General features: G+C 54.2%; 15 protein-coding genes. 11 read left to right on the top strand and 4 right to left on the bottom strand.

The window, feature by feature from the left end:
• Positions 1–108 precede the first annotated feature (108 nt).
• From mnmL to RC85_RS03280, 3 genes are all read left to right on the top strand, one after another.
• Entirely contained in the window at positions 109–1,206 is a 1,098-nt protein-coding gene (gene mnmL / locus RC85_RS03290) for a tRNA modification radical SAM protein MnmL/YtqA (RefSeq protein WP_068258618.1), read from the top strand.
• 288 nt (positions 1,207–1,494) lie between these two features.
• Positions 1,495–2,073, top strand: coding sequence for a hypothetical protein (locus tag RC85_RS03285; RefSeq protein WP_149753005.1), 579 nt, complete (start codon positions 1,495–1,497; stop codon positions 2,071–2,073).
• Between the two features lie 19 nt (positions 2,074–2,092).
• A complete protein-coding gene (locus tag RC85_RS03280) occupies positions 2,093–2,494 on the top strand; it encodes a zinc metalloprotease (RefSeq protein ID WP_235033449.1) in 402 nt (133 codons plus the stop codon).
• A 141-nt stretch (positions 2,495–2,635) separates the two neighbouring features.
• On the opposite strand, the gene rdgB is transcribed toward RC85_RS03280, so the two are convergent.
• Positions 2,636–3,244, bottom strand: a complete 609-nt coding sequence (gene rdgB / locus RC85_RS03275) for an RdgB/HAM1 family non-canonical purine NTP pyrophosphatase (RefSeq protein WP_068258614.1) — start codon at positions 3,242–3,244, stop codon at positions 2,636–2,638.
• A 5-nt stretch (positions 3,245–3,249) separates the two neighbouring features.
• On the bottom strand, positions 3,250–4,386 hold the full coding sequence (locus tag RC85_RS03270) for a hypothetical protein (protein WP_068258606.1): 1,137 nt from the start codon (positions 4,384–4,386) through the stop codon (positions 3,250–3,252).
• 438 nt (positions 4,387–4,824) lie between these two features.
• Between RC85_RS03270 and RC85_RS03265 the strand changes: the two genes are divergently transcribed.
• Together RC85_RS03265 and RC85_RS03260 are read left to right on the top strand one after the other, a co-directional pair.
• Positions 4,825–5,868 carry a hypothetical protein gene (locus tag RC85_RS03265; protein WP_068258602.1) on the top strand — a complete coding sequence of 348 codons (1,044 nt, stop codon included), beginning with the start codon at positions 4,825–4,827 and terminating at the stop codon, positions 5,866–5,868.
• Positions 5,869–5,952: 84 nt separating this feature from the next.
• Positions 5,953–6,582, top strand: coding sequence for a DUF2238 domain-containing protein (locus tag RC85_RS03260; RefSeq protein WP_068258600.1), 630 nt, complete (start codon positions 5,953–5,955; stop codon positions 6,580–6,582).
• Here the strand turns inward: RC85_RS03260 and RC85_RS03255 are convergent.
• Positions 6,544–7,707 (bottom strand): helix-turn-helix domain-containing protein, encoded by a 1,164-nt coding sequence (locus RC85_RS03255; protein WP_068258598.1) that lies wholly within the window; start codon positions 7,705–7,707, stop codon positions 6,544–6,546. The genes RC85_RS03260 and RC85_RS03255 overlap by 39 nt on opposite strands.
• 496 nt (positions 7,708–8,203) lie before the next feature.
• On the opposite strand from RC85_RS03255, the gene RC85_RS03245 reads away from it, so the two are divergent.
• The 5 genes from RC85_RS03245 (at position 8,204) to RC85_RS03225 (ending at position 18,056) form a co-directional block, all read left to right on the top strand.
• Positions 8,204–11,656, top strand: a complete 3,453-nt coding sequence (locus RC85_RS03245; protein WP_068258594.1) for a hypothetical protein — start codon at positions 8,204–8,206, stop codon at positions 11,654–11,656.
• The gene (locus tag RC85_RS03240) at positions 11,653–11,910 is read left to right on the top strand and encodes a hypothetical protein (RefSeq protein WP_068258592.1); all 258 of its coding nucleotides are present in this window, start codon (positions 11,653–11,655) and stop codon (positions 11,908–11,910) included. Before RC85_RS03245 ends, RC85_RS03240 begins: the two co-directional genes overlap by 4 nt.
• Before the next feature lie 224 nt (positions 11,911–12,134).
• On the top strand, positions 12,135–13,865 hold the full coding sequence (gene polX, locus RC85_RS03235; RefSeq protein ID WP_068258590.1) for a DNA polymerase/3'-5' exonuclease PolX: 1,731 nt from the start codon (positions 12,135–12,137) through the stop codon (positions 13,863–13,865).
• Positions 13,862–14,698, top strand: coding sequence for a class I SAM-dependent methyltransferase (locus tag RC85_RS03230; protein WP_068258588.1), 837 nt, complete (start codon positions 13,862–13,864; stop codon positions 14,696–14,698). Before polX ends, RC85_RS03230 begins: the two co-directional genes overlap by 4 nt.
• A 112-nt stretch (positions 14,699–14,810) precedes the next feature.
• Positions 14,811–18,056 carry a DUF7133 domain-containing protein gene (locus tag RC85_RS03225; protein ID WP_068258586.1) on the top strand — a complete coding sequence of 1,082 codons (3,246 nt, stop codon included), beginning with the start codon at positions 14,811–14,813 and terminating at the stop codon, positions 18,054–18,056.
• Between the two features lie 135 nt (positions 18,057–18,191).
• Here RC85_RS03225 and RC85_RS03220 read toward each other — a convergent pair whose 3' ends face one another.
• On the bottom strand, positions 18,192–21,287 hold the full coding sequence (locus tag RC85_RS03220; protein ID WP_068258584.1) for a vitamin B12-dependent ribonucleotide reductase: 3,096 nt from the start codon (positions 21,285–21,287) through the stop codon (positions 18,192–18,194).
• A gap of 948 nt (positions 21,288–22,235) precedes the next feature.
• Here RC85_RS03220 and RC85_RS03215 point away from each other — a divergent pair.
• The gene (locus RC85_RS03215; RefSeq protein WP_068258582.1) at positions 22,236–22,694 is read left to right on the top strand and encodes an iron-sulfur cluster assembly scaffold protein; all 459 of its coding nucleotides are present in this window, start codon (positions 22,236–22,238) and stop codon (positions 22,692–22,694) included.
• Positions 22,695–22,707 lie beyond the last annotated feature (13 nt).

Below are 22,707 nucleotides of genomic sequence, written 5' to 3'. Positions count from 1 at the left end.
ACGGATACATTGTCAAAAAACGGGAATTCGTGAAAAACTTCACGCATCGCCATTTTGACCCGGATACCCCGTTTGGCAACCACTTTTTCCTCAATCGCTTAGTCGTTCATGACAATTGACGAACCAATCGACGAACCAATCGACGAATCAATCGACGGGCCAATCGACGGGCCACCCATCAACAATTTTGGTGCTGCACTTCGCCGCCGGTTTGGGGGCCGGATTCAACGCGTCAGCATCGATGCTGGGTTTACTTGCCCCAATGTTGACGGAGCGGTCGCCAAAGGCGGATGCAATTTTTGTGACAATCGTTCGTTCAGCCCCTCGCGACGCGTGCGGTTGAAACAGGTCCACGACCAACTTTCCAGCGGCATCGTGACGGTTCGCGAGCGGTACAAAAAGGTCGCCGGATTCATCGCCTATTTCCAACCCGCAACCAACACCTACGCACCCGTCGAGCAATTGCGGGAAGTCTTTGAGTTGGCCCTCAGCTTCCAAGAATCTGGTGCGCCCGTGGTCGGACTGGCGATCGGAACGCGACCGGATTGTTTGCCTGAATCGGTTCTGGAACTGATCGAAGAACTTGGCGAACGGTCATACGTGTCGTTGGAGTTTGGAATGCAAACGATCCACGATGATGGGCTGACGTGGATGAATCGGGCGCATTGCCACGAAGATCTTATCAATGCAATCGACCGCAGCCGAGGTCGCGGGTTTGAATGCTGTGCGCATGTGATTCTGGGGATCCCAGGCGAAACGCACGAGATGATGATGGAAACGGCGGCCGAAATTGGCAGGCTGGGATTCGATGCGATCAAGCTGCATAACCTGTATTCGGTTCGCGGCACGCCGCTGGGCGAACAGGTGTTGCGTGGCGAGATCAAGATGATGGAACGTGACGACTACGTGAAAACCGTTGTCGATTTTCTGGAACGGATTCCGCCTGAAACGATCGTCGAACGAGTCAGCGGTGATGCACCGCCGGATTTTTTGATCGAGCCCAAATGGTGCTTACGAAAATCGGGAATCCGGCAATCGATCGAAGCCGAATTCGCCGCCCGAGGATCTCGCCAAGGCAGCCGATACGTCCCGCCCGAAATTCCACCCAGCGAGCGGCAAGTCCCAGCGGACAACACGCCCGACGCGATCCGCAACCAGATTGAACGACGCGGCCGACTGCCCGTCTTAAAGATGGAACAAGGCTAAGTGACGATGTTAAACGTAGCTGATCCCGCCAGGGTTCAGTTCACGATCGGTTCAGTTCTCGATCGGTTCAGTCCACAGTCGAATTAGGCTCGACTGAACCCTGGCGGGATCAGCTACGGGCAGGTCGCTTTCATCATCGTTTCCAATGGACCGAAGACAATGGTCGTCAAACGTAGGCCGTAGCGAGTGAAGCGAGTTACGGCAGAGCGCACCTTCAAATCTCCCCAGCCCAATCCAACAAAGCTAACGGGACTCGCTTAGCGGTAACCGGGACGCTACAGTTCCGCCATGGCAAGAGTCAGCATAATTTTCGGTCTGCTTCTCTGCGGGCTTTCCGCAGTCGCGATGGTGGGAACACCGCTAAAAATGCCTGCGTTGTTCATTCCGATGATGTTCGGCATTCCTGTGCTTTTCTGCGGTGTGGTGGGGCTGAACCCGCACCGACGCCGCAATTCGGTTACCGCCGCGGCCACGATCATGTTGTTTGCCGTTGTCGCAGCCCTGGCCAGATGCGGATACGGGATTGCGCTGGCCGAACAATTTATTGATCCACCAGTGGGTGATTTCGTCGTCCCCGACTTAGACGGCGAGAACGTTGACGCGTACGCCGCCAACCTGGCCTTCGCAACGCTGGTCATCAGCTCGGTGTTTATGGTGATCTTTGTCTTCAGCCTGATCAGAGCCAAACGAGAACGACGCTTGATGAGTGAATTGAAGCAGGAACAGAGTAGAATTGATGTCGAGAATGCGTTTCACCCTGCTGAAACGATTTCAGGCGAACCGATTTCAGGCGTCAATCAACCGCACGATCCTTCTGCTCGCGAATCAGTAACGGTTCGCGAATTCATGTCTTCACCCGATCCATAATTCAGCAGTCATCCCAATCGTGTGTGAAATTCCTGCATCGCCGCTGGATTGCCTGGTCGTTGAATTCGCACAAGGTGATCCGCTACGCCAGCGATTACTCGAAGTGCTTGGCCGGTTGCCTGAACCTGTCATCGAAGACTTCACCAGCGACGTTCGGTTCACGATTACGAAGATGAATCATTCGCGTGGTGACAAACTAAAACTGATCATGGCGTTGCCATCGGCCGACGGCATCGGAAGTCGTTGCGTCGTTTTGAAAGAGCGTTTAGCGACGTGCGAGCACCAGTTTGGTCTGTACGTCATCGCACACGAACTCGCTCATGCATACCTGCGAAACGGTCCCTGGAACGAGATCACCGATATCGAAGAAGCCGCCGATGCCTTGGCAGCGCACTGGGGATTCCCACGAAGCATTTTGTAGCGGAAGTCGCCAAGACTTTCGGCAATCCCCAACGGCAGGCCGAAACTCTTGGCGAGTTTCGCTACGTTTCAACACAGGCCGAAACTCTTGGCGAGTTTCGCTACGCTTCAACACAGTCTCTCCATGAAATCCTCGCTGCGCTTAATCGACTTGATTCGTCAGCCGCACTAACTTTGGCACAAAGCTGCGAAGAGCTCGGCTGCGATGGCTGATCGCTCGCTTGACCGCCAAGTCTAACTCGCCAAACGTTCGGTGATATTCTGGGATCACGAACAATGGATCGTAACCGAATCCGGCGTTTCCTGATCGCTCGGTCGCGATCACGCCGCCACAGGTTCCATGACCTTCCAGCCGAACGTTGCCATCTGGATCCGACAAGCACAGATAACAATTGAACTTTGCTGTTCGACGATCCATCGGAACGCCTTCGAGCTCCTTCAATAGCTTTTCGTTGTTCGCTTCATCATCACCGTGCTGGCCGGCGTAGCGAGCGGAATACACACCGGGCTGGCCCTTCAAAGCGTCCACGGTCAAACCGCTGTCTTCGGCCAACACCCATCGGCCCAGTAACTTGGCTTGCTGAGTCGCTTTCAAGGCAGCGTTTTCAGTGAACGTGGTTCCCGTTTCATCGACGTCAATCGATTCCGGGATTTCGGCAAGCGTCGTCAGCGTAAAACGATCCGCGGGCAATAGCAGCCGCAGCTCAACCAGTTTTTTTTGGTTGTTGGTTCCAAGAACTAAATCGAACATGTTGTTTACCGACGTCCCAACGAACCATAAAGACTGCGTTTGGTTTTCTTTGGAATGGCGATCGGTGTTGGTTCAACGTCAAACGGAATCATGTTGATGTTGTTACTTGCGCGACCTGAATTGCGTGGGACTTGGCGAGCGAGTTGCGGATCAACGTTGACGGCGCTGTAGGTTCGCATCGTTTGCAGAATTTGCGGGTTGTATTGGAAGCCCTTGTTTGGCAACTCATTACCAAGCGATTCAAAACTGCCCACGGTCACAATCGATCGCTCACGGTCGTGGAATTGATAGGCCTCGACGCCTTTCTTGCGAAGTTCCCTGACCATCATGTTTGCGTCCCTGGCCATCTTGTCCAGTTTCTTCCCGGTCGGGACGAACGAGTCTTCTTCTTTGCTGTTCGATGTAATTGTGTTGGTACCGCTGAACGTTTTTACCACGACAGTGAATTTCCCATCGCATTGCAACAAGTTGTGTTGATCAAAATCTTCGTTCAATTCGCTGACGAATGAATCCACCACGGGCGACTCGAAATAGTTTTCGGGCAACATTGGATTGCGCGTCGCAAACGCGCCCGCCATCGGGCCTGGCTTTTTGCCACCGGATGACATGGACTTTAACATTGTCGCGACAACCTTGACGGCCCCGGCCTGCGTTTCTCCGTTCAGCTCAGCCGCACGTTCGCGTGGATCTTCCAGCGCTCTCGGCTTTGCGACCTTGATCGATTTCAGGTCGCGTTCAATGCTGGGGTGGTCGACTCGGTCATACTCACCGACCAAAACAACGTAGGCTTCGTACTGATATTCATTGGCATAACGAACCCGCTTTGAATTCATTTGGTCGTAACGAAGCGTGCCCGAAAAATCAAAGTCTTCTTTGTAGATAAATGCCGGCAACCCAAGCTCGCTGCGGATTTCAACTGCCAACTTGTTCGCCCGATCCCGAGCCCCTTCGCCAACCAGCGTGGATGCAAGGATCAACCAAGGCCCATCTTCCTGAGTCAATTCATAGACCTTGGAGGCATCGACTTCGGCTGCTTTTGTTTTGCCAAAAATCCGAAGCAGACTGGGCAGTTCAGCGTGTGCGACACTGCAGGTGCTGAAGATCAGTCCAAGACAAAGTGCGGGCGAGAAACGTCGAATCATGGAATTTGCCGTGGCAAACGAGTGAGCGTGGGGATACGAGTGGCTAAACCAATCGCCTGGTACCGGTCGCCTATAGCAAATTTTCAATCACCATTAAAAGCCCAAGAAATTCTGCTTTGCCGATTGGAATCCAAGACGCTCAAAAAACGCACACAAGGCGGGGGGAGGAGCCGTAGCCAAACCTGACAACCGGCATACGTGGACGCTTGCGGTACGAAAACGGATCACTGAGGTGTTCATTATTCGCACACGCTCGACTTACGTGCGATGCTTCGGTGTTCAGACAAGTCTGTGGGGCGGACTTCGCTGAACCAAGAGTTTGGAACATCAGGAAACTCGCTCGTCGGGGCAAATCGCGAGCGAGTTTCCTGATTTCTATAGACCAAGCTCACGCAAATTTGTTAGTCCACTGTTTTCCGGCACGTTACAGGAATCAGTTTGGCCACGCTTCGATTTGCAATCTCTTGGGTTACGCCACCCGCAATTCTGTTGCTCGGATGTTTCTACGTCGCAACCGTCACAACGATGCCGAACTGTTTCGGTCAATCACCACCACTGCCATCAGCAATCCATCCTGATGCAACGGAGCCCTATTCGGTTTTCGACTCCAACGCTGTCGCTCCGCCGATCGATTTTCGTCCCCAGCAAATCGATCAGATGGCCGAGATTCCGATTCAGCGGTTTCGCAAGAGCTTCTATCAAGGTGCCGAAGTTTTGGGCGGTCACTTGTTTGACACCGGCAGCAAGCTTGGCGGCCTGGACATGACGTTCGAGGAAGCTCGGGTCAGTTTTGGAGTTCCGCTTGGCAGTTTGGAAAACATCCTAGGCCTGCGTCCATACTTTCGAGCCACCCATCTAAACGGCCCATCAATCAGCATTTCTGGAAACGATTTAGATGTTCCGGAAACGTTGTACGAAACCGGAGTCACGTTTCTGAACCAGAAAACGTGGACTGAAAAAATCTCCACGACCATCATCGTCAGTCCCGCCGTTCGCAGCGACCTGACGACCAGCGAAGGTGCGATACGAATCTTTGGTTTGGGACTCTTGAATTACCAATGCAGCGATGTTTGGAAGGTGTCCGTCGGCGCGGTTTACTTAGACCGCGAAGACGTTAGCCTGCTGCCTGCGATTGGTTTCACCTGGACGCCATCGCCCGACTTAAAATTCGATGGCATGATCCCCAGACCAAGGTTGTCGAAACGTTTGTGGAAGCAAGGCGGCGAAGCCGAAGGCTGGGTCTATCTTGGTGCAGGTTTCGGAGGCAATTCGTGGGCGGTTTCGCGTGACAACGGCCGCAAGGATCAATTGACGATTCGCGACTATCGATTGATGGCCGGCTATGAAGTCATTCGAGCTGGCAACCGCGGCCTGTTCATCGAAACAGGCTACGCTTTTGGAAGGTCACTGGAATACGTCAGCGAAGATCTAGAACGAGACCTCGATGACGGCGTATTCATCCAGGCCAGTTGGCGGTTTTAAAGTCTGCTTAGAATGGGTAATAAACGTAGGCCGGAACAAGCCGCTTCGTTTCTAGCCCATTAGCTATTTCAAGAACGGTAACGCATGAAAACGCGACTGCTGGTGATCGCGACAACGATGATGGCGGCGTGCTTGACGTTTGCGATCAGCGTTTATCCTGAACAACTCTTATTGCAACATATTCCAACGGCCGTCGGATTATTGCTGCTCGCTTTCGTCGTCGTTCGCTATGGTCTGACTTCGTTATCGTTCGGCTGCATCATCGCGTTTTGGTGGCTTCACCTGATCGGTGCAACGTGGATTTATTCGTTTGTACCGTATGACGAATTCTTCGCTTGGTTGACGGGGTTTTCGTTGTCCGAGCAAACGGGGTGGCAACGAAATCACTACGACCGATTCGTACACTTTGCATCAGGTTTATTGATTGTCCCGCCTGCGTCCGAATGGCTGCGCCGCGGGTTCGGAATGCGTCCTACGGGCGCGGCCATCATGTCGATTGCCGTCGTAATGTCGATCGGTGCGGTCTATGAAATTCTGGAATGGCAAATCGCCGTCCAGTTATCGCCCGGGCAAGCCGAAGCTTACAACGGGCAACAGGGCGACGTTTGGGATCCCCAGAAAGACCTCGCACTGGCACTTTTGGGCAGCATCATTGCTGCCGCTTCGTTGCTTCAACTACCGACGAACCATTCGCTTGGCGATCGCTTCGGTTGATAGAGGCATGATCGTCGCTGCTCCGCCCGCGTTGTACATCAAGTCATCGCGGGTGGGGGCATGCTCGTTGTCCTCGTATTGCACCAAGTAAGCCCCCAGTTGGACGCCATCTTTTTCATAAACCGGTGGCCAGAATTCTTCGCCTCGGATTGCGATCGTCTTCGCAAGCAATCGCGTTGCCCGTCCCGAAAACCCGCTCAACACCATGTCAAGTCGCCCAAGTGCTTCGCGGAAAATGTAGAACACAAGCGCCGTGTCTTTGTTCTTACCGCCAGCGTAGGCCCAAGTTCCGTCATCTTTTTCGTAATAGAAACCTGGCTCCGGCGCGTCTTCATTTTTACTCAACCGCACACCCGCGGACGCTCCGCCTGGTTGCGGATCACTATCGCGGTAGCGAAGGAAAAACGGGCATGATCTCGCCGACACATCGTCAACGTCGTCTTCGGTGACAAACGGAGTGCATCCGAATACGTCTGCAAACAACAATTCGACGACTGGGTTACTTTTGACGCTGCCGATGCAAACCATCCCGCGGTCGCCGGTCGCTTCCACAAACCCTTCCATCACTTCGTTTGCACGTTCTCGAGCGTCTTCGATGGAAACCTGACCCGGACTCCAAACGAGCGTTTGTTGAATCTTGTTCGGCATCAACGTTTCGCCGTTGCTTGGCAAATCTTCGCCTTCGGACGCATCCTTATCGGCGGAACCTTGGTGCTTTGCCGCCCCTCCCAACGTGGACACACCGTTCAGCAATTCGCCGAACAACACCGCATCGCTCGCGACGACGGTTGCATTGTCAGGCGATCCGCCTTCGGTGCTTTCGCGAACACCAAGGACAATTTCGATCTCGCCACGGCGGGCAAGTAATTCCCAGAAGTTCTCTGCGTTAACAGCGAACAGCGAACCTGGCAATTCATCAGCGGTCGCATATCCATGATCGATCAAATAGTCACAAATCCGCGAAAGAGCATCCAGCGGGATGTACTTCGCCTCGTTCTTCAAAAGCGAGGCGACTTGGTGGCGGTCCAAACCAGTGTGCTCAACAATTGACTTAATTGTCCCCGGACGTTTTCTGCGGTCCGGGGTATGGCCGAGCAATTCGGCAAGACGGAAGGCGTATCTCATATGAAATCGAGTGAATTGAGTTTGGGCACGGGCAGAATTTTGTGGAAGTATACCAGCTTAGGAACCCCCCGTTTTGGACATGCACGACTGCCGAGAAGGCATTTGATTCGTACAAAGAACACGAGAATTCCCTCGATCGATGCGAAAATTCACATCGATCAAACAGCCTAGCAATTGGTCAGAAGCACGCCGCCATCGCGATTCTACTGGCCAGGATTTACCACCACCTTTCGGCGGAGGATTAACTGACTCAACAGTAGTCGAACCTGAACAGGAAAAAAATGCAATTCGTCATCAATTCAACTTGATTTTGCGGGTCCAAAAAGATCACTCGAAGTCCGCAGAACTCGCTCAATCGTTACAACCCACACTCCAGGACGGAACTAGCTGGACTGACAGCACGCTAGACTATCCCCGGCTGGGCTATACTTCCAGCAGAAGATCGTCGGATCGTTGCCACGCCGATCTTGCAATTTGCTTCCGTTAACAATTGTTCATGCCTGCTGCTCCTCCACCCGCCAGTCCTGCCTCGACGTCGAATCGGTCAGCGACTCAGAAAAACGCCCGAAACAAATCAGCCGCAGGCGAAACAGCCGACCGGCTGATCGCAGCCCGTATCGACGAGGCTTGTCGCGCACTTTGGTGGGGCGAGTTGGTTCGGCATAGCTTGAAACTGGTGCTGGGAATTGTCATCTCCATCGGAGCTTGGATTCTGCTGGATCACTGGGTGCTGTCTCGACCGTCGCTGTCGGGCGTCAATTCTTGGGCCAGGATCGCAGCTTTGGTCAGCTTGGTCGCGGGTGTGTTTGCCTATGCGTGGCTTCGCATCTTTCCGCTAATCGGCAAATCGATCAGCCCAGAATATGCCGCCCGAAGCTTAGAAAAAAACTACCCGAGTCTTCGACAATCCTTGACCAGCTACGTCACGCTGAAAGAAAGCACCAGTCAAAACGGGCTGCAGGGGCGAGTCGTTCAGTCGATTGGCACATCGACTGCCGGCTACCTGAAACGCCACGATGAACTGCCCGACGAAGCGACCGGGAACATGAAGTTGTGGTTGGCTGCCGCGGTCGCACTGGCGTCTTTGGTTTTCTATGCCGCCGCGTCGCCCAAGAATTCATTGCAGTCCGTGCGTCGCTTGATCAAACCGACCGCATCGATCGCGCCGGTCACGCGAGTGTCGATCAAAGACGTCACGCCCGGTGACGCCGAAGCGATCGCGGGGCGAAGCGTTCAGGTGACCGCTGATATTCGCGGCTTGAAACCAGACGAAACCGCGCTGTGTGAAATTCAGTACTCCACCGGCGCAAAGCAAACCACGATGCAGCGAGACGAATCGCTGGGGGCGTTTGGTTTTATCGCCGACATCACGCTGGATCATTCCGCCAGCGGCGATGTGCCTTACTTAATCAAGGCTGGCGATGCGACTTCGCAGGCCTATGAATTTCGAGTCAAAGATGTGCCCGTCGTCGCACTTGATTCGGTCAATTATCGACCACCGGGCTACACAGGTATCGCACCCTTTACGCGAACCAGCGGATCGATTTCAGCGATCGAAGGAACCGCGATCACGCTGAACGCCACCACCAATCGCCCCATCGCTCGGGCTGCGATTGAGTTCAACCCAAAGACGGTCGGCGATACGACCCAGGCAACCGATGGAGCGATCGAGATGGTCGTGGGCGATGACGGCCGATCGTTGTCGGTTGACTTTGCGTTGCAGATTGATGGGCGACGTTCAGCCTCGGTGCGCCGCGACAGTTATCGTATTCGAGTCTGGGACGAAGCGAATGCCAACAACCCGGATCCGATCATCTACCCGATCGACATCATCGCCGACCTGCCGCCCGAAGTCGCAATCATGTTGCCCACTCGCGTGCCAAAGGATGTGCCGATCGGAACGCAACAAATCATCGAAGTGCATGCTTCGGATGCAGATTTTGGACTCAGCGAAATTCGACTTCAAATCACCAGCGGCATTCGAAACGTCGGCGAACCCGTTCTGTGGCAAGACGTTGCCGGGAAACGCGGAAACCAAGTGGCCGAGTACCGATTCAGGCCAGCCGAACTTGGTTTGTCCGTTGGCGACGTCGTGCGAATCACCGCAGTCGCAATCGACAACAAGTCCAGCGAAGCGAATGACCAAGTCCAAGGAAACCGATCAAAGACCGATCCAATCGAACTGCGAATCGTCGCGTCGGATGAAATGCCGCCGAATGAAGATGCCGCGGGCGAGGGCCTGTCCGAACCCGACGACCAACCAGCGTCTGATCCCAATTCATCTGAAGAGAATTCCGGCGACGGTGCCGGCGAAGGCGAACAGCAACAGGGCGGCGGTGGTGCCGAAGGTGACCAGGGAAGCAGCCAAACTGGCGAAAGCGGACAACAAGGATCCGGCGGCGGCGAAGGGGATCAGTCTGAAAAGAACGAAGGGGAAAGCCAAGGCGAAGGGGCGCAGTCGGGCGGTGAAGGCCAAGGCGAAAATAAGCCAAGTGGCGGTAAAAACAGCACCGGCGAAAACAGTCCCGGCGAAAGCACGCCCGGAGAAAGCAGTCCCGGAGAACCGGGCGAAGGCGGTGCCGGTGAGAGTGAACCGATGCAAGGCGAACCCGGTGAGGGAGAACCCAGTGAAGGACAACCCGGTGAAGGACAACCCGGCGAGGGCAATCCATCTGGTCAGCAGGATGGATCCAAACAAGGTGCCGGTCAGGATTCGCAGCAAAATCAGTCTGGTCAGAACGGTGAAGGCCAAACCGAGCCACAACAAGGCGAATCAGCAGGCGAAAATGGTTCGTCAGGCGAGTCTGGCGAGCAGTCTTCGCCCAAACACGACGGCGAGGCGTTCGAGCGGATTCAAGATTACTTGAATCAAAAACAGCAAGAACAACAGCAGGGCCAAAGCGGTCAACAAGACGGCCAACAAGGTGAGCAGCCTGAATCCGGCGAACCATCCCAAGGCCAATCGCCCAACCAATCGCCCGCTGGAAAAGAATCAGGCCAGCAGTCTGGCGAAAGTGATTCGTCAAACGGTGCCCCATCGGAATCCAAGTCGTCAGATGCCAAACCAAGCGAGTCTGAACAAGGCCAGCCGGCAGACTCAAACGCAATGCCCGACGATCCATCGGGACAATCAGAATCAGGCCAAGGTGATCAGTCGCAGGATTCCAGCAATCAGAGCAGCGGACAAGAAAACGCCAGTGAGAACGCAGCTAGCGAGCAGCAAGCTGGCGAACAGAACCCCGCAAAGCAGGGTGATGCACCCGAGCAGGGTTCCGAGCAGAAATCGGATCAAGGTTCCGAGCAGGGAACTGACTCATCTTCGGATGGATCTGACCAGGGTTCTTCTGACCAGGGCTCTTCTGAAAAACCCTCCGGCGAACCCAAGGAAGGACAACCGGGTTCGGAATCCACCGACGGCAACTCTGACCAAACGGGTACGCCGACCGACGATGATTCAGCAACCCAGTCCCGTTCACCCAAGCCATCATCCCAAGGACGCCCGGGGTCTGGTGATGGTAGCGGAGAAGGCACCGACGCTGAGTCGTCTCAGCAATCCGCTGAAAACAGTGCCGCCAACGACGAGTACACTCGCAAAGCAACCGACATGGTCTTGGATTACCTCGACCAAACTCGCGATGCACCCGACCAAGAATTACTCGATCGACTCAACTGGACAGAACAAGACTTGAAGCAATTCCAAGATCGCTGGAAAGACATCGGCGACCTTGATGCAGCGAAAAACAAGAACGATCCTGCCGCCAATCGAGCGACCGAAGAAGCACTCCGCAGCCTCGGACTTCGCCCACCATCAACCGGCAAAAACCGCAGCACCAGCGAACAATCCGATTCGTTAAAAGGCATCCGCGATTCTGGCAATCGACGCCGCCCGCCCGCCGCACTCCGAGACGCCTTCGACGCCTTCCGACGTCAAATGGGAAATGGATCATGAAAAAACACGAATGGCGAGAGAAAACCGAAGAAGGCGCGACCCGGCTGGTGACCGCAACGCGACACGGCGGGAAATGGAAGCTGCGAGCTCGTTTGAAGTCGGATGCGGAATGGACCCATTACGACGTCATGCCGCTGGATGATCTCGAAACGCTCCACGAGCTCATGTCCAACAAATACGAACGCCAACGCGTGCCCTACGAACAAGTTCTTGAGGTCGAAGCTTTGATCGAAGCTGCCAAGCAACGAAAGTAATCCGTTGGATTAAGGCTTGGCATTGCCGATCAGGATGGCATCAAAGCTTGCTTGCCCGGTTGGCGATCGCAGACGTATCGTTTCCATTGTGATCGTTAATTCGATAGTTCTCGGTGAACGCCACCACGTGATGCCAATTCCTTGGCGATTCACAAACGTAGGCCGTGTGGAGCCACCGAAACCTGTCTTTTATTCGACGGTATTCACAGCGAAAAGTGGCAGCGATGGACAACGGTAAGATTGCAAAAGTGTTTGAGGAAATGGCGGAACTGCTTGAGTTCCGTGGTGAGAATCCGTTTCGAATTCGCGCCTATCAAAACGGTGCCAAAGCAATCCGCGAACTCGATGAATCGGTTGCCGATATCTTGGCCGATTCAAGCCGAGATCTTGCAAAGGTGCCCGGCGTTGGAAAGACACTCGTTGAAAAATGCCAGACGCTTGTGGACACCGGTTCGCTGCCGCAACTGGAAGAACTTCGTCAGGCCGTTCCCGAAATTGTCATTCAAATGGCTCGCATTCCCGGGCTTGGCGCGAAGAAGGCTGTGAAGCTGCGTGACGCACTCGCGATCGAATCGCTGGAAGATCTTCGCAAGGCTTGCCACGAAGACAAAATCGCTGGCCTAAAAGGATTCGGTAAGAAATCGCAGGCGACCATCCTGGATGGACTGGCCATCGCCCAGCAAGCAGCCGAGCGGATTCGCTGGCACAAGGGCGACGAACTGGCTGCGGACATCGGCGGGCATATGCAGTCCTGCAAAGGCATTCAAAAGATGCAGTGGGCGGGCAGCTATCGCCGGCTTCGTGAAACCATCGGCGATTTAGATTTGTTGGTCGTCGCCGATGATCCTCAATCGGCCATGGATCACTTGGAGAAATACACCTACCACGCGTCGACTATCGGGCGTGGCGACACAAAGATTTCGATCCGCGTGGACAAGGCATTCCAAGTAGACATGCGATGCGTTGCCGCGGACCAATTTGGCGCGGCGCTTCAGTACTTCACCGGATCTCAGGCCCACAACATTCACACTCGCCGAATCGCCAAAGAGCGTGGGCTGAAAATCAGCGAGTACGGTGTATTCAAGGTCGATGACGACACCAAAATCGCGGGTGCCAGCGAAGAAGAGGTTTACGAAGCGATTGGGTTACCATGGATTGCACCGGAGCTTCGTGAAGACCGGCTGGAATTTGCGATGGCCGAATCTGGAGAAATGCCAACCCTGATTCAGCTTTCGGACATTCGTGGTGACTTGCACATGCACACTTCGGCAACCGACGGCACCGGCACGATTCGCGACATGGCCGAAGCAGCGATCGAACGTGGGCTTAGCTTCATCGCGATCACCGACCATAGCAAACGAGTTTCGATGGCACGGGGGCTGGATGAAACGAGGCTTCGCGAGCAGTGGAAGATGATCGACGAGATCCGGCCCGAATATGAAGGCCGGCTGACGATCCTGAAGGGCATCGAATGCGATATTTTGGAAGCCGGCGGAATGGATTTGGCCGACGATTGCTTGGCCGAGGCGGACTGGGTTCTGGCCAGCGTTCACTACGGCCAAAAACAGCCGCGAGACCAAATTACCGACCGAATTCTCGGTGCGATTGAAAATCCGCACGTCAGTTGCATCGCCCACCCGACCGGCCGGCTGATCAATCGTCGGCCGCCCTATGACGTGGACATGGATCAAGTGATGGATGCCGCGGCCAAGCATGGTAAGTTGATGGAATTAAACGCCAACCCCGCGCGGCTGGATTTGAACGATTTACACTTGTCCAAGGCAAAGAAGCTGGGCATCCCGATTGTGATCAACACGGATGCCCATTCAACCGACGGCATGAATGTGATGCAGCATGGAATCCAACAAGCCAGACGGGCTGGGTTCTTGGCGGATGATGTGGCGAATACTCAGGCATGGCAAGCAATAAAATCTCTCCTTGAAAAAGCAACATGAGCAAGAAAAAGAAAAAGAAACAAAAATTGACGATGGCTCAAAAGGCCGACAAGTTTCACTGTTACCAAGAATCAGTTCAGACGCCTGAACACGAAGTCAGTTTTTTTGAACAAGCCTATCGCGATGCGTTCGGAAAAAAACCGATGCGATTGCGAGAAGACTTTTGTGGAACTTTCGCGGTCTGTTGCGACTGGGCCGCGTCGGATCCAAAGCGGACCGCGCTGGGGGTGGACCTGTGCAGCGAAACACTCGATTGGGGACGCGAAAACAATCTGGCAAAGCTGGATGAAGAACAACAGAGCCGTGTTCGTTTGCTGGAACAAGATGTTCGCAAACGCAACCGACCTCAGGCAGACGTATTAGCGGCTCAGAACTTTTCGTTTTGGTATTTCAAAACACGAGCCGAAGTCGTTGACTATTTCAAAATCGCTCGCGCCAACTTGGCCGCTGAAGGTGTCATGGTGATGGACATGATGGGCGGCAGTGAGTGTTACGCGGAAGACCACGTTGATAAGCGGACGATCAAAAAGGGAAAGAAGGGGTTCAAGTATCACTGGTATCAAGCACGCTTTGATCCCATCACCGCTGACGCAACGTTCTACATCCATTTCAAATTCGCCGATGGTAGCAAGCTTAAAAAAGCGTTTGAGTACCAGTGGCGTTTCTGGACGATCCCCGAAGTCCGCGAAATGTTGGCCGAAGCAGGATTCAAAGAAAGCCACGTCTACTGGGAACGCGAAGACGAAGATGGCGAAGGCGACGGAACTTGGGGACGATGCGTCGAAGCCCCCAGCGACCCCAGTTGGATCTGTTACATCGTGGCCGTGAAGTAGGTTCGGGGTAGCGAACGGGAATCGATGTAGATTGTAGGCCGTAGCTGCTGATCGCTCGGTGTATCCTACTGGGGCCTCCCTTTCACCGACCCCGCATTCGGAAAAGCATGTCATGAAGAAGATCATTCAGAGCGTTCGAATTTTTCCGTTTGCGTTGTTGGTTTGTCTTCCGTCTGCATGCTTTGCCCAATCGCTCGATTTGACGAACCGCGTTCGCGTTGCGGCGGTTGGGAATTCGCTGGCCGAACGCATGAACCTGTTCGGGCACTTTGAATCGCTGCTGCTCACGCGGCATCCCGACAAAGAGATTGTCTTTCGCAATTTCGGTTGGCCCGCCGATGAAGTTGGCAACCAACAGCGACCAGGGAACTACACCACCATCGATGATCCGATGGAAGTGTTCTCACCAGAGCTTTTCCTATGCTTCTTTGGTTTCAATGAATCATTTGCGGGTCGCGATGCGGGAAACCTGGAAAATTTTGTTGCCGATTACCGGAACTACATCGATCAGATGACCGAGCGTTTTACCAAGCAGGGTAAAAAGCCGTCGTTCGTTTTGATGAGCCCAATCGCGTTTGAATCGACTGGCAATCCGCTGCAACCATCCGGCGTTGTTGAGAACCAAAACTTGAAGGCGTACTCCGATGCAATCAGCAGATTGGCATCGGAAAATGGCTATCCATTTGTGGATTTATTCACGCCAACCAGCAAGGCCTTCGCCGCCGAACTTGGCAATCAGTACACGGCCAACGGTGCTCATTTGAACGAGCGGGGTGATGCATTGGTGGGCGTCTTGATCGACGAATCACTGTTTCAATCTCCGCATCCAACCGGCATCGAGACATCACGCTTTGCTGAAGTCCGCAAATGGGTGAATGATAAATCTTGGTTCCATTCACAGGACTACCGCATGCTGAACGGTTGGTACGTCTACGGCGGAAGACGAACCTGGGACACCGAAACGTTCCCAACGGAGTACGCCAAGATCCGAAACATCGTCGCTGTCCGCGATCAATACGTTTGGGATTTGGCTGCCGGTCGTGACGTGGCCGATCAGCCGGATGATTCCAGCACCGGCGAAGTCTTTACTCCGGAAACCATGTTCGGATCGCGTGACGAAGGATTTCGCAAGATGCGGGAACCAGAGGAATTGAAATACACGACGCCTGAAGAATCGATCGCGACGATGAAGGTGCCCGAGGGGATGGAAGTCAAACTGTTCGCGTCGGAGCGAGAGTTTCCTGAACTGGCCAACCCCAATCAAATCGCGTTCGATAACCAAGGCCGTTTGTGGGTTTCTTGCATGAGTAATTATCCCCAGTGGCAACCGGGGTCTTCCAAACCAGACGACAAGCTGTTGATTTTAGAAGACACCGACGGCGACGGGATGGCCGATCAGTGCAAGACCTTCTACGACAAGCTGATCTGCCCAACAGGTTTCGAGTTCTTCGGTGGCGGAGTTTTAGTGGTCGATGAACCTCGGATTTTGTTTCTGAAAGACACCGACGGGGATGACCGTGCCGACGTGGTCGAGCAGATGATTGACGGCATCGCGACGGACGACACACACCACACGATGGGCGCGTGGGAGTATTCGCATGGCGGGCAACTGCACATGCTCGAGGGGATCTCGCTATCAACGACGTTGGAAACTCCTTGGGGTGCATTTCGCAACAAGAACACGTCCGGCGGATACGTGTTCGATCCGCTTTCGCAATCCTTCACGCACTACCGCACACCGGGCTATGGGAATCCTTGGTGCTTGGTGTTTGATCAGTGGGGCAATGGAATGGTGGGTGACGGAACCAACGCACGCCAGCATTGGGTCAGCCCGCTTTCGGGTAAGGAAGTCAGCACGCGAAAAACGTTGCGACCTAATTTTGACAACGAAGGAATCCGCCCCGCCGTGGGTAGCGAGTTTCTAACCTCGCGTCACCTGCCCGACGACATGCAGGGACAGTTTATCTACGCGTGCGTGATCAACCTGCACGGAATGCCACGATTCAACCTTCGTGATGAAGAAGGCACCGCCGGATTCGAGGGCGAACGAATCGAAGACCTGCTCGCATCAACTGACATGGTGTTCCGACCGGTTGATCCAAAGATTGGCCCGGACGGTGCGGTATGGTTTGGCGACTGGTGCAACGCGTTGATCGGACACATGCAGTACTCGCAACGCGATCCCAATCGCGACAAGCAACATGGACGGGTTTACCGCCTGGTCAATAAGAACAAACCTTTGCTGTCGCCAATCACGCAAGCTGGTAAATCGATCCGCGAACTGTTGGACCAATTGAACGCGTACGAATTGCGGACGCGTTATCGAGCCCGGCGTGAAATAAGAGATCGCGAGAAAGCCGACGTTTACGACGCGTTGGCACGATGGATTGAAACCAACGACGCCCCACGCCAATGGTGCGAAGCGATGTGGATTCAAGAAAGCTTTCGTGATTTGGATGAAGGATTATTGGACCGAATCCTGGAAAGCAAAGATTTCCGAGCTCGGGCTGCCGCCATTCATTCAATCACCAATGAACGCGATCGAGTTGCTGGTTTCAAAATGCGGATTGCGGCGGCGGTGAACGATCCACATCCGCGAGTGCGATTGGAAGCCGTCCGTGGAGCCAGTTTTCTAACAACGCCCGATTCGGTATCGATCGCTTTATCGGTCGTGGATTCAAAGATGGACTATTGGATCGATTACACGCTGGAACATACGCTGCATGCCCTAAAACCGTTTTGGAGCGGCCAGAGTGCTGATGAATTACTGATCGATTCGTCACCCGCAGCAAAGGCTCATCTGGCAAAGCACATCAAGATTAGCGGGCCAGGTGGTGCGGCGGTCGAACTGTTGGCGATCGCGGAAAATGTGGACGCGGGAATGAAGGATCGTAAGAAAGCCATCGACAAGCTTGCTAACGTTGGCGGCGGGAAAGCATCACGCGGAGAAGCGGTGTTCAAGCAAGTTTGTTCTGCGTGCCATCAAGTTGGAAAGCTTGGCAAGAAGTTTGGTCCTGATCTTTCGGATGTTGGCAAACGGATGGATCGGAAACAGATCATCACATCGGTGCTATTGCCCAACGAAGAAATCTCCAAAGGCTACGAAACAGTTTCAGTCCTCGATGAAGACGGCATCGCCAACACCGGTTTCATCTTGAAGGAAACCGAAACGGTACTTTCGCTCGGAATTGCCAACGGAAAGCAAGTTGACATCGATAAAGACATCATCGAAATCCGAAAACCGATGAACGCAAGCTCGATGCCCGAAGGACTGATCACTCAAATCGCTCCGATCGAGTTTTTAGACTTGATTGAGTATTTGAAAGATCAACGGGATACCAGCAAGAACATTGAGTAGGTTTTGCAATTGCCGGAACTGCGCTTTGCTTGTTCCGGCCTACGTTCATTCTGGTTAACGAGATACTTCAACCGAAAAACGGCCACCCGTTTCCGGATGGCCGCTTTGGCGTTTGATTAGATGTCGTTAGACGTCTTAGCTGCAGCCCATGCTGTTGCCGCAGTTGTGGCACAGGTAACAGTTGCCGTTTCTAACCGTGATGCTGCCGCAGTTATCGCAACTAGGTGCGTCGATTTGGAAGCGAGCGAATTGGTCGCCCTGGTTTCCGCCATCGGCATCGGTCGCCGGTTTGGCATGACCATTGGAGGTTCCGTTTGATGCTCCATTGGAAGTGCCGTTGGTATGCCCATTGGCGTACGACTGCTCGGATTGACCTTGGAAAGCTGCTCGTTCGGCCAACGCGACTGCCGCACCGGCGTCTTCTCGCAGATCGTTCATCACCGAGCTGGTGTTGACCACTTCGGGACCGTTGCCGGAACTCGTTTTGTCACCAGCTTTGACGCCGTAGTCGTTTCCACTCATGAAAGTGATTCCCAACCAACGGGCAATGTAATCGACGACACTCTTGGCGATCCGAATGTCCTTGTTGGACGTGTGACCCATCGGCTCGAACCGGGTGTGGCTGAACTTGTTGACCAACACTTCCAAAGGCACGCCGTATTGCAACGCGATCGACAACGCCGTTCCGAAGCTGTCCATGATGCCGCCGATCGTTGACCCTTCTTTGGCCATCGTGATGAAAATCTCACCCGGACGTCCATCGGGGTAAAGCCCAACGCACAGATAGCCTTCGTGACCCGCAATCGTGAATTTGTGCGTCACGCTTTGACGCGTGTCGGGCAAACGTTCGCGACGTGGCTTGTAGACAACCTTCTCGACGGTCTTGGTGATCGTCTTCGTCGCTTGATCGGCCGAAACTTCGCTGTCGGTCTTGGTGTTCAGCGGCTGCGATTGCTTGCTGCCGTCGCGGTAGATCGCGATCGCCTTCAAACCAAGTTCCCAGCCCCAAGCGTACGCACTGGCGATGTCTTCGGGGGTCACGTCGGACGGCATGTTGACCGTTTTACTGATCGCACCGGACAGGAACGGTTGTGCGGCCGCCATCATCGTGACGTGAGCACGCCAGTTGATGCTGCGAACACCGTTGGCGGCTTGGAATGCACAATCAAAGACCGGTAGGTGTTCGTCCTTCAAGTCCGGTGCACCTTCGATCGTGTCGTTGGCGTCGATGTAGGCCAAGATGTTTTCGATCTGGCCTTCGCTGTAGCCCGTCGTGACCAAGCCGCGTTTGACGGTTTGGTTGACGATCTTCAACATCCCGCCACCGGCAAGCTGCTTGTACTTGACTAACGCGATGTCGGGCTCGATGCCGGTCGTGTCGCAGTCCATCATGAAACTGATGGTTCCAGTCGGTGCCAGCACGGTCGCTTGCGCGTTTCGGAAACCGTACTTTTCGCCGACTTCCAAAACGGTATCCCACAACTTGGTTGCGGCTTCCTTCAGTTCCGGCGGACCGTCATCATTGATTTCGTCGCAGGCTTCGCGGTGCATTCGCATCACGTTTAGCATCGGCTTTTCGTTTTCGCTGTACGCGTCAAACGGTCCAACAACGCCCGCCAATTCGGCACTGGTGCGGTTGGCTTCGCCGTGCAGCAATGCAGTCAGCGATCCGCAAAGGCCGCGACCGGCATCGGAATCGTAAGCCATTCCGCGAGTCATCAGCACGCTGCCCAGGTTGGAATAACCAAGACCCAGCGGGCGGAACGCGTGGCTGTTGCGAGCGATCGGTTCAGTCGGATAGCTGGCGTGATCGACCAGGATTTCCTGAGCAATAAAGAACAGACGCGATGCGGAACGGAATCGCTGGGCATCGAAGTCGCCGTTTGGACCGACGAACTTCATCAAGTTGATCGATGCCAAGTTGCACGCCGTGTTGTCCAGGAACATGTATTCGCTGCACGGGTTCGACGCGTTAATGTCACCGCTGTTAGGACAGGTGTGCCACTTGTTGATCGTGGTGTCGTACTGAACACCTGGATCGCCACAGTGCCATGCACATTCAGCCATCTTGTTCAGCAATTCCTTCGCGTCATACGAAGGAGCATCGTCGGTTGGCTTGTCGGTGATCCAACGAGTTTGCCATTGCTTGTTATCGCGAACTGCTTCCATGTAGTCGTCGGTCAAACGCACCGACAGGTTTGCATTTTGGAAACAAACGCTGCTGTAGGCTTCGCCGTTGAAGTTCGATTCGTAACCTTCACGGATCAAAGCGTGAGCCTTCTTTTCCTCGTTCCACTTGCATTCGATGAATTCAAGAATGTCCGCGTGCCAGACCTTCAACGATTGCATCTTGGCAGCACGTCGGGTCTTGCCGCCGCTCTTCACGACACCTGCGATCGAATCGTAAACTCGCATAAACGACAATGGGCCCGATGGGGTTCCGCCGCCGGACAGCTTTTCACGCTGGCTGCGAATCGTTGACAAGTCGGTGCCGGTGCCGCTGCCGAATTTGAACAACATCGCTTCGCTGCACGCAAGACGCATGATGTCTTCCATGTTGTCTTCGACCGCTTGAATAAAGCACGCCGAACCCTGCGGATACTCGTAGGGATTTTCTGGCTGAGCCGTCGTCGCGTTGGCTTCGTCCCAGTGCCAATTGCACTTGTCGCCGACGACGCCGTATTGAGCGTGCAGACCAACGTTGAACCAAACGGGGCTGTTGAACGCACCGTGTTGGTGCAGGCACAACCAAGTCAGATCGCGGTAGTATCGATCGCCGTCTTCGGGCGAATCAAAATAGCCGTCGGCCAACCCCCAATCGGTGATCGTTCGCGTGACGCGGTGAATCAATTGACGAACGCTGCGTTCACGTTCGCCTTCGGTGCCGGGGTCGCCGTAGAAATACTTTGACACGACAACGTTGGTCGCCAATTGGCTCCAACCGGCAGGGACTTCGCAATTGGTCTGCTCGAACAATGCGTTGCCGCTTTCATCCTTGATCGACGCGCTTCGCAAATCCCACTGAGTGGTTTCGAAGGGCGTTTGATCGTTCTGAGGGCAAAATTGCGACTTGATCTTCAAACCGCTTTTACCACGTCGCTTTGTTTTGCCAAATCGATCGGCAGCGTACTTCACGCCGTGCTCTCGATTGACTTTTTGGATCGCGGCATCGTCGCTCGACGTGTTGCCGGTGGTGGAAGTGACGTTGGGGGTGGACAGAACGGTGGCCATAAACTTTGAGACTCCTTAGGTGTCATCCGTGGGACCGGTAACCGACGCCAAGCTTCGCGGCGCTCCGAATCTCGCAATCGATTTCCGACCGAATCAATCGGATCAGGGACCATCGTTGCGAGCCAGAACGAACTCCGTGCGAAACGGCGACTACTAGCCAGAATACATATCAAACCAAACAGTGTACATTTGTCGCCTAAAAGCTAGCCGGCCTCAATCCCTCGGAAGAAATTTTTGAGACCGCAAGTGCCAACAAGAACGCTGCCCTCAATGTTTGAGCAAACGTTAATGACAGCACTACCGGTAGTGGCTACCGCCTGCCCTGACCACTAGATATGGGCGACTGCAGAATCCTAGCGATTTGGCCGACTGAGTCAAATTCAAATTTCTGAACGTCCTAAACCGTTGCCAGCAGGCTGTTTAAGCGCCGCGGGGGACAGGTGAACAACGGGTGTCAATTGACTACCGAAGCGACGTAAGATCAACGCTCGTTAAGGGTTAGTGAATCTTTGATAGCATTTGCATGACTGAAGTGGAAAACTTGTCAGAATTAGGAAATTATTGGTGGGTGTTTGGTGCCGGGATCCTCCCGAGATTTTCCCGAGATTTTCACAGGGCGATTGCCAACGCCGTGAAGAGTTTTGGTCCCGGAAAACACGGTTTAGTTCGTTTAGCCGCGTGGGCATCGCCCCGCGCGTTACGCCCCGCATGGACGCGCGGGGCGATGCCCACGCGGTTAAACGATTTAGAAACCCTTCACGGCGTTGGGCGATTGCCCCATTTGGCCCGGCAACAAAGACTATTGTTCTGCGTTGATACTGACCTGCAGTGCCCTCGCGATTTTTGACAACGATCATAGACTTTGAGTAGAAGTCCCAAGGACAGATACGAACAGAGAACAGATACGAACAGACACTCTTAAAACACTCTCTAAAACGCAACGAAGCGATGTCCCCAAGCGAACCAGACATTTACGCCGAACATGTCCTCGATCACTACGAGGATCCCTACAATCGTGGCCCGCTGGATACGGCGACGCATACCGACGAGGGGAAAAATCCGCTGTGCGGCGATGTCGTTCACATTGATTTGAAGATGGACGACGACGGCAAGATCATCGAAGCCTGGTTTGACGGGGATGGGTGCGTGATCAGCCAAGCTTCGGCTTCCATGCTGATGGAAAAAATTGACGGCAAGACCATGGAAGAGATCCAAGCGTTCACAGCAGACGAAATGCTTGAATTGTTCGGACACCCGTTGACGCCCAACCGCCAAAAATGCTGCTTGCTGTCTTGGCGAATTTTGCAGGGGGCGTTGAAGTCGCCTGTTGCCGCCGGAGACGACGACGTCGAATCCAACGGCGCTCGACGAAAGTTTGGCGGCCCAACGCTGGGTGAAGAAACCTGAGCCGGTTGACGAA

Origin of the sequence: Rubripirellula obstinata, from assembly GCF_001642955.1 — a bacterium.
In the GTDB taxonomy this organism is placed as follows: Bacteria; Planctomycetota; Planctomycetia; order Pirellulales; family Pirellulaceae; genus Rubripirellula; species Rubripirellula obstinata.
The sequence above is the reverse complement of the archived record's forward strand: the minus strand, read 5'-3'. Positions and strand labels throughout refer to the sequence as shown.

Coding starts and splice junctions, on each gene's coding strand:
- RC85_RS03255 (WP_068258598.1), bottom strand. CDS start 7,707: ATGAGATACGCCTTCCGTCTTGCCGAATTGCTCGGCCATACCCCGGAC.
- mnmL (WP_068258618.1), top strand. CDS start 109: ATGACAATTGACGAACCAATCGACGAACCAATCGACGAATCAATCGAC.
- RC85_RS03225 (WP_068258586.1), top strand. CDS start 14,811: ATGAAGAAGATCATTCAGAGCGTTCGAATTTTTCCGTTTGCGTTGTTG.
- RC85_RS03240 (WP_068258592.1), top strand. CDS start 11,653: ATGAAAAAACACGAATGGCGAGAGAAAACCGAAGAAGGCGCGACCCGG.
- RC85_RS03220 (WP_068258584.1), bottom strand. CDS start 21,287: ATGGCCACCGTTCTGTCCACCCCCAACGTCACTTCCACCACCGGCAAC.
- RC85_RS03245 (WP_068258594.1), top strand. CDS start 8,204: ATGCCTGCTGCTCCTCCACCCGCCAGTCCTGCCTCGACGTCGAATCGG.
- RC85_RS03215 (WP_068258582.1), top strand. CDS start 22,236: ATGTCCCCAAGCGAACCAGACATTTACGCCGAACATGTCCTCGATCAC.
- RC85_RS03230 (WP_068258588.1), top strand. CDS start 13,862: ATGAGCAAGAAAAAGAAAAAGAAACAAAAATTGACGATGGCTCAAAAG.
- RC85_RS03270 (WP_068258606.1), bottom strand. CDS start 4,386: ATGATTCGACGTTTCTCGCCCGCACTTTGTCTTGGACTGATCTTCAGC.
- polX (WP_068258590.1), top strand. CDS start 12,135: ATGGACAACGGTAAGATTGCAAAAGTGTTTGAGGAAATGGCGGAACTG.
- RC85_RS03260 (WP_068258600.1), top strand. CDS start 5,953: ATGAAAACGCGACTGCTGGTGATCGCGACAACGATGATGGCGGCGTGC.
- rdgB (WP_068258614.1), bottom strand. CDS start 3,244: ATGTTCGATTTAGTTCTTGGAACCAACAACCAAAAAAAACTGGTTGAG.
- RC85_RS03285 (WP_149753005.1), top strand. CDS start 1,495: ATGGCAAGAGTCAGCATAATTTTCGGTCTGCTTCTCTGCGGGCTTTCC.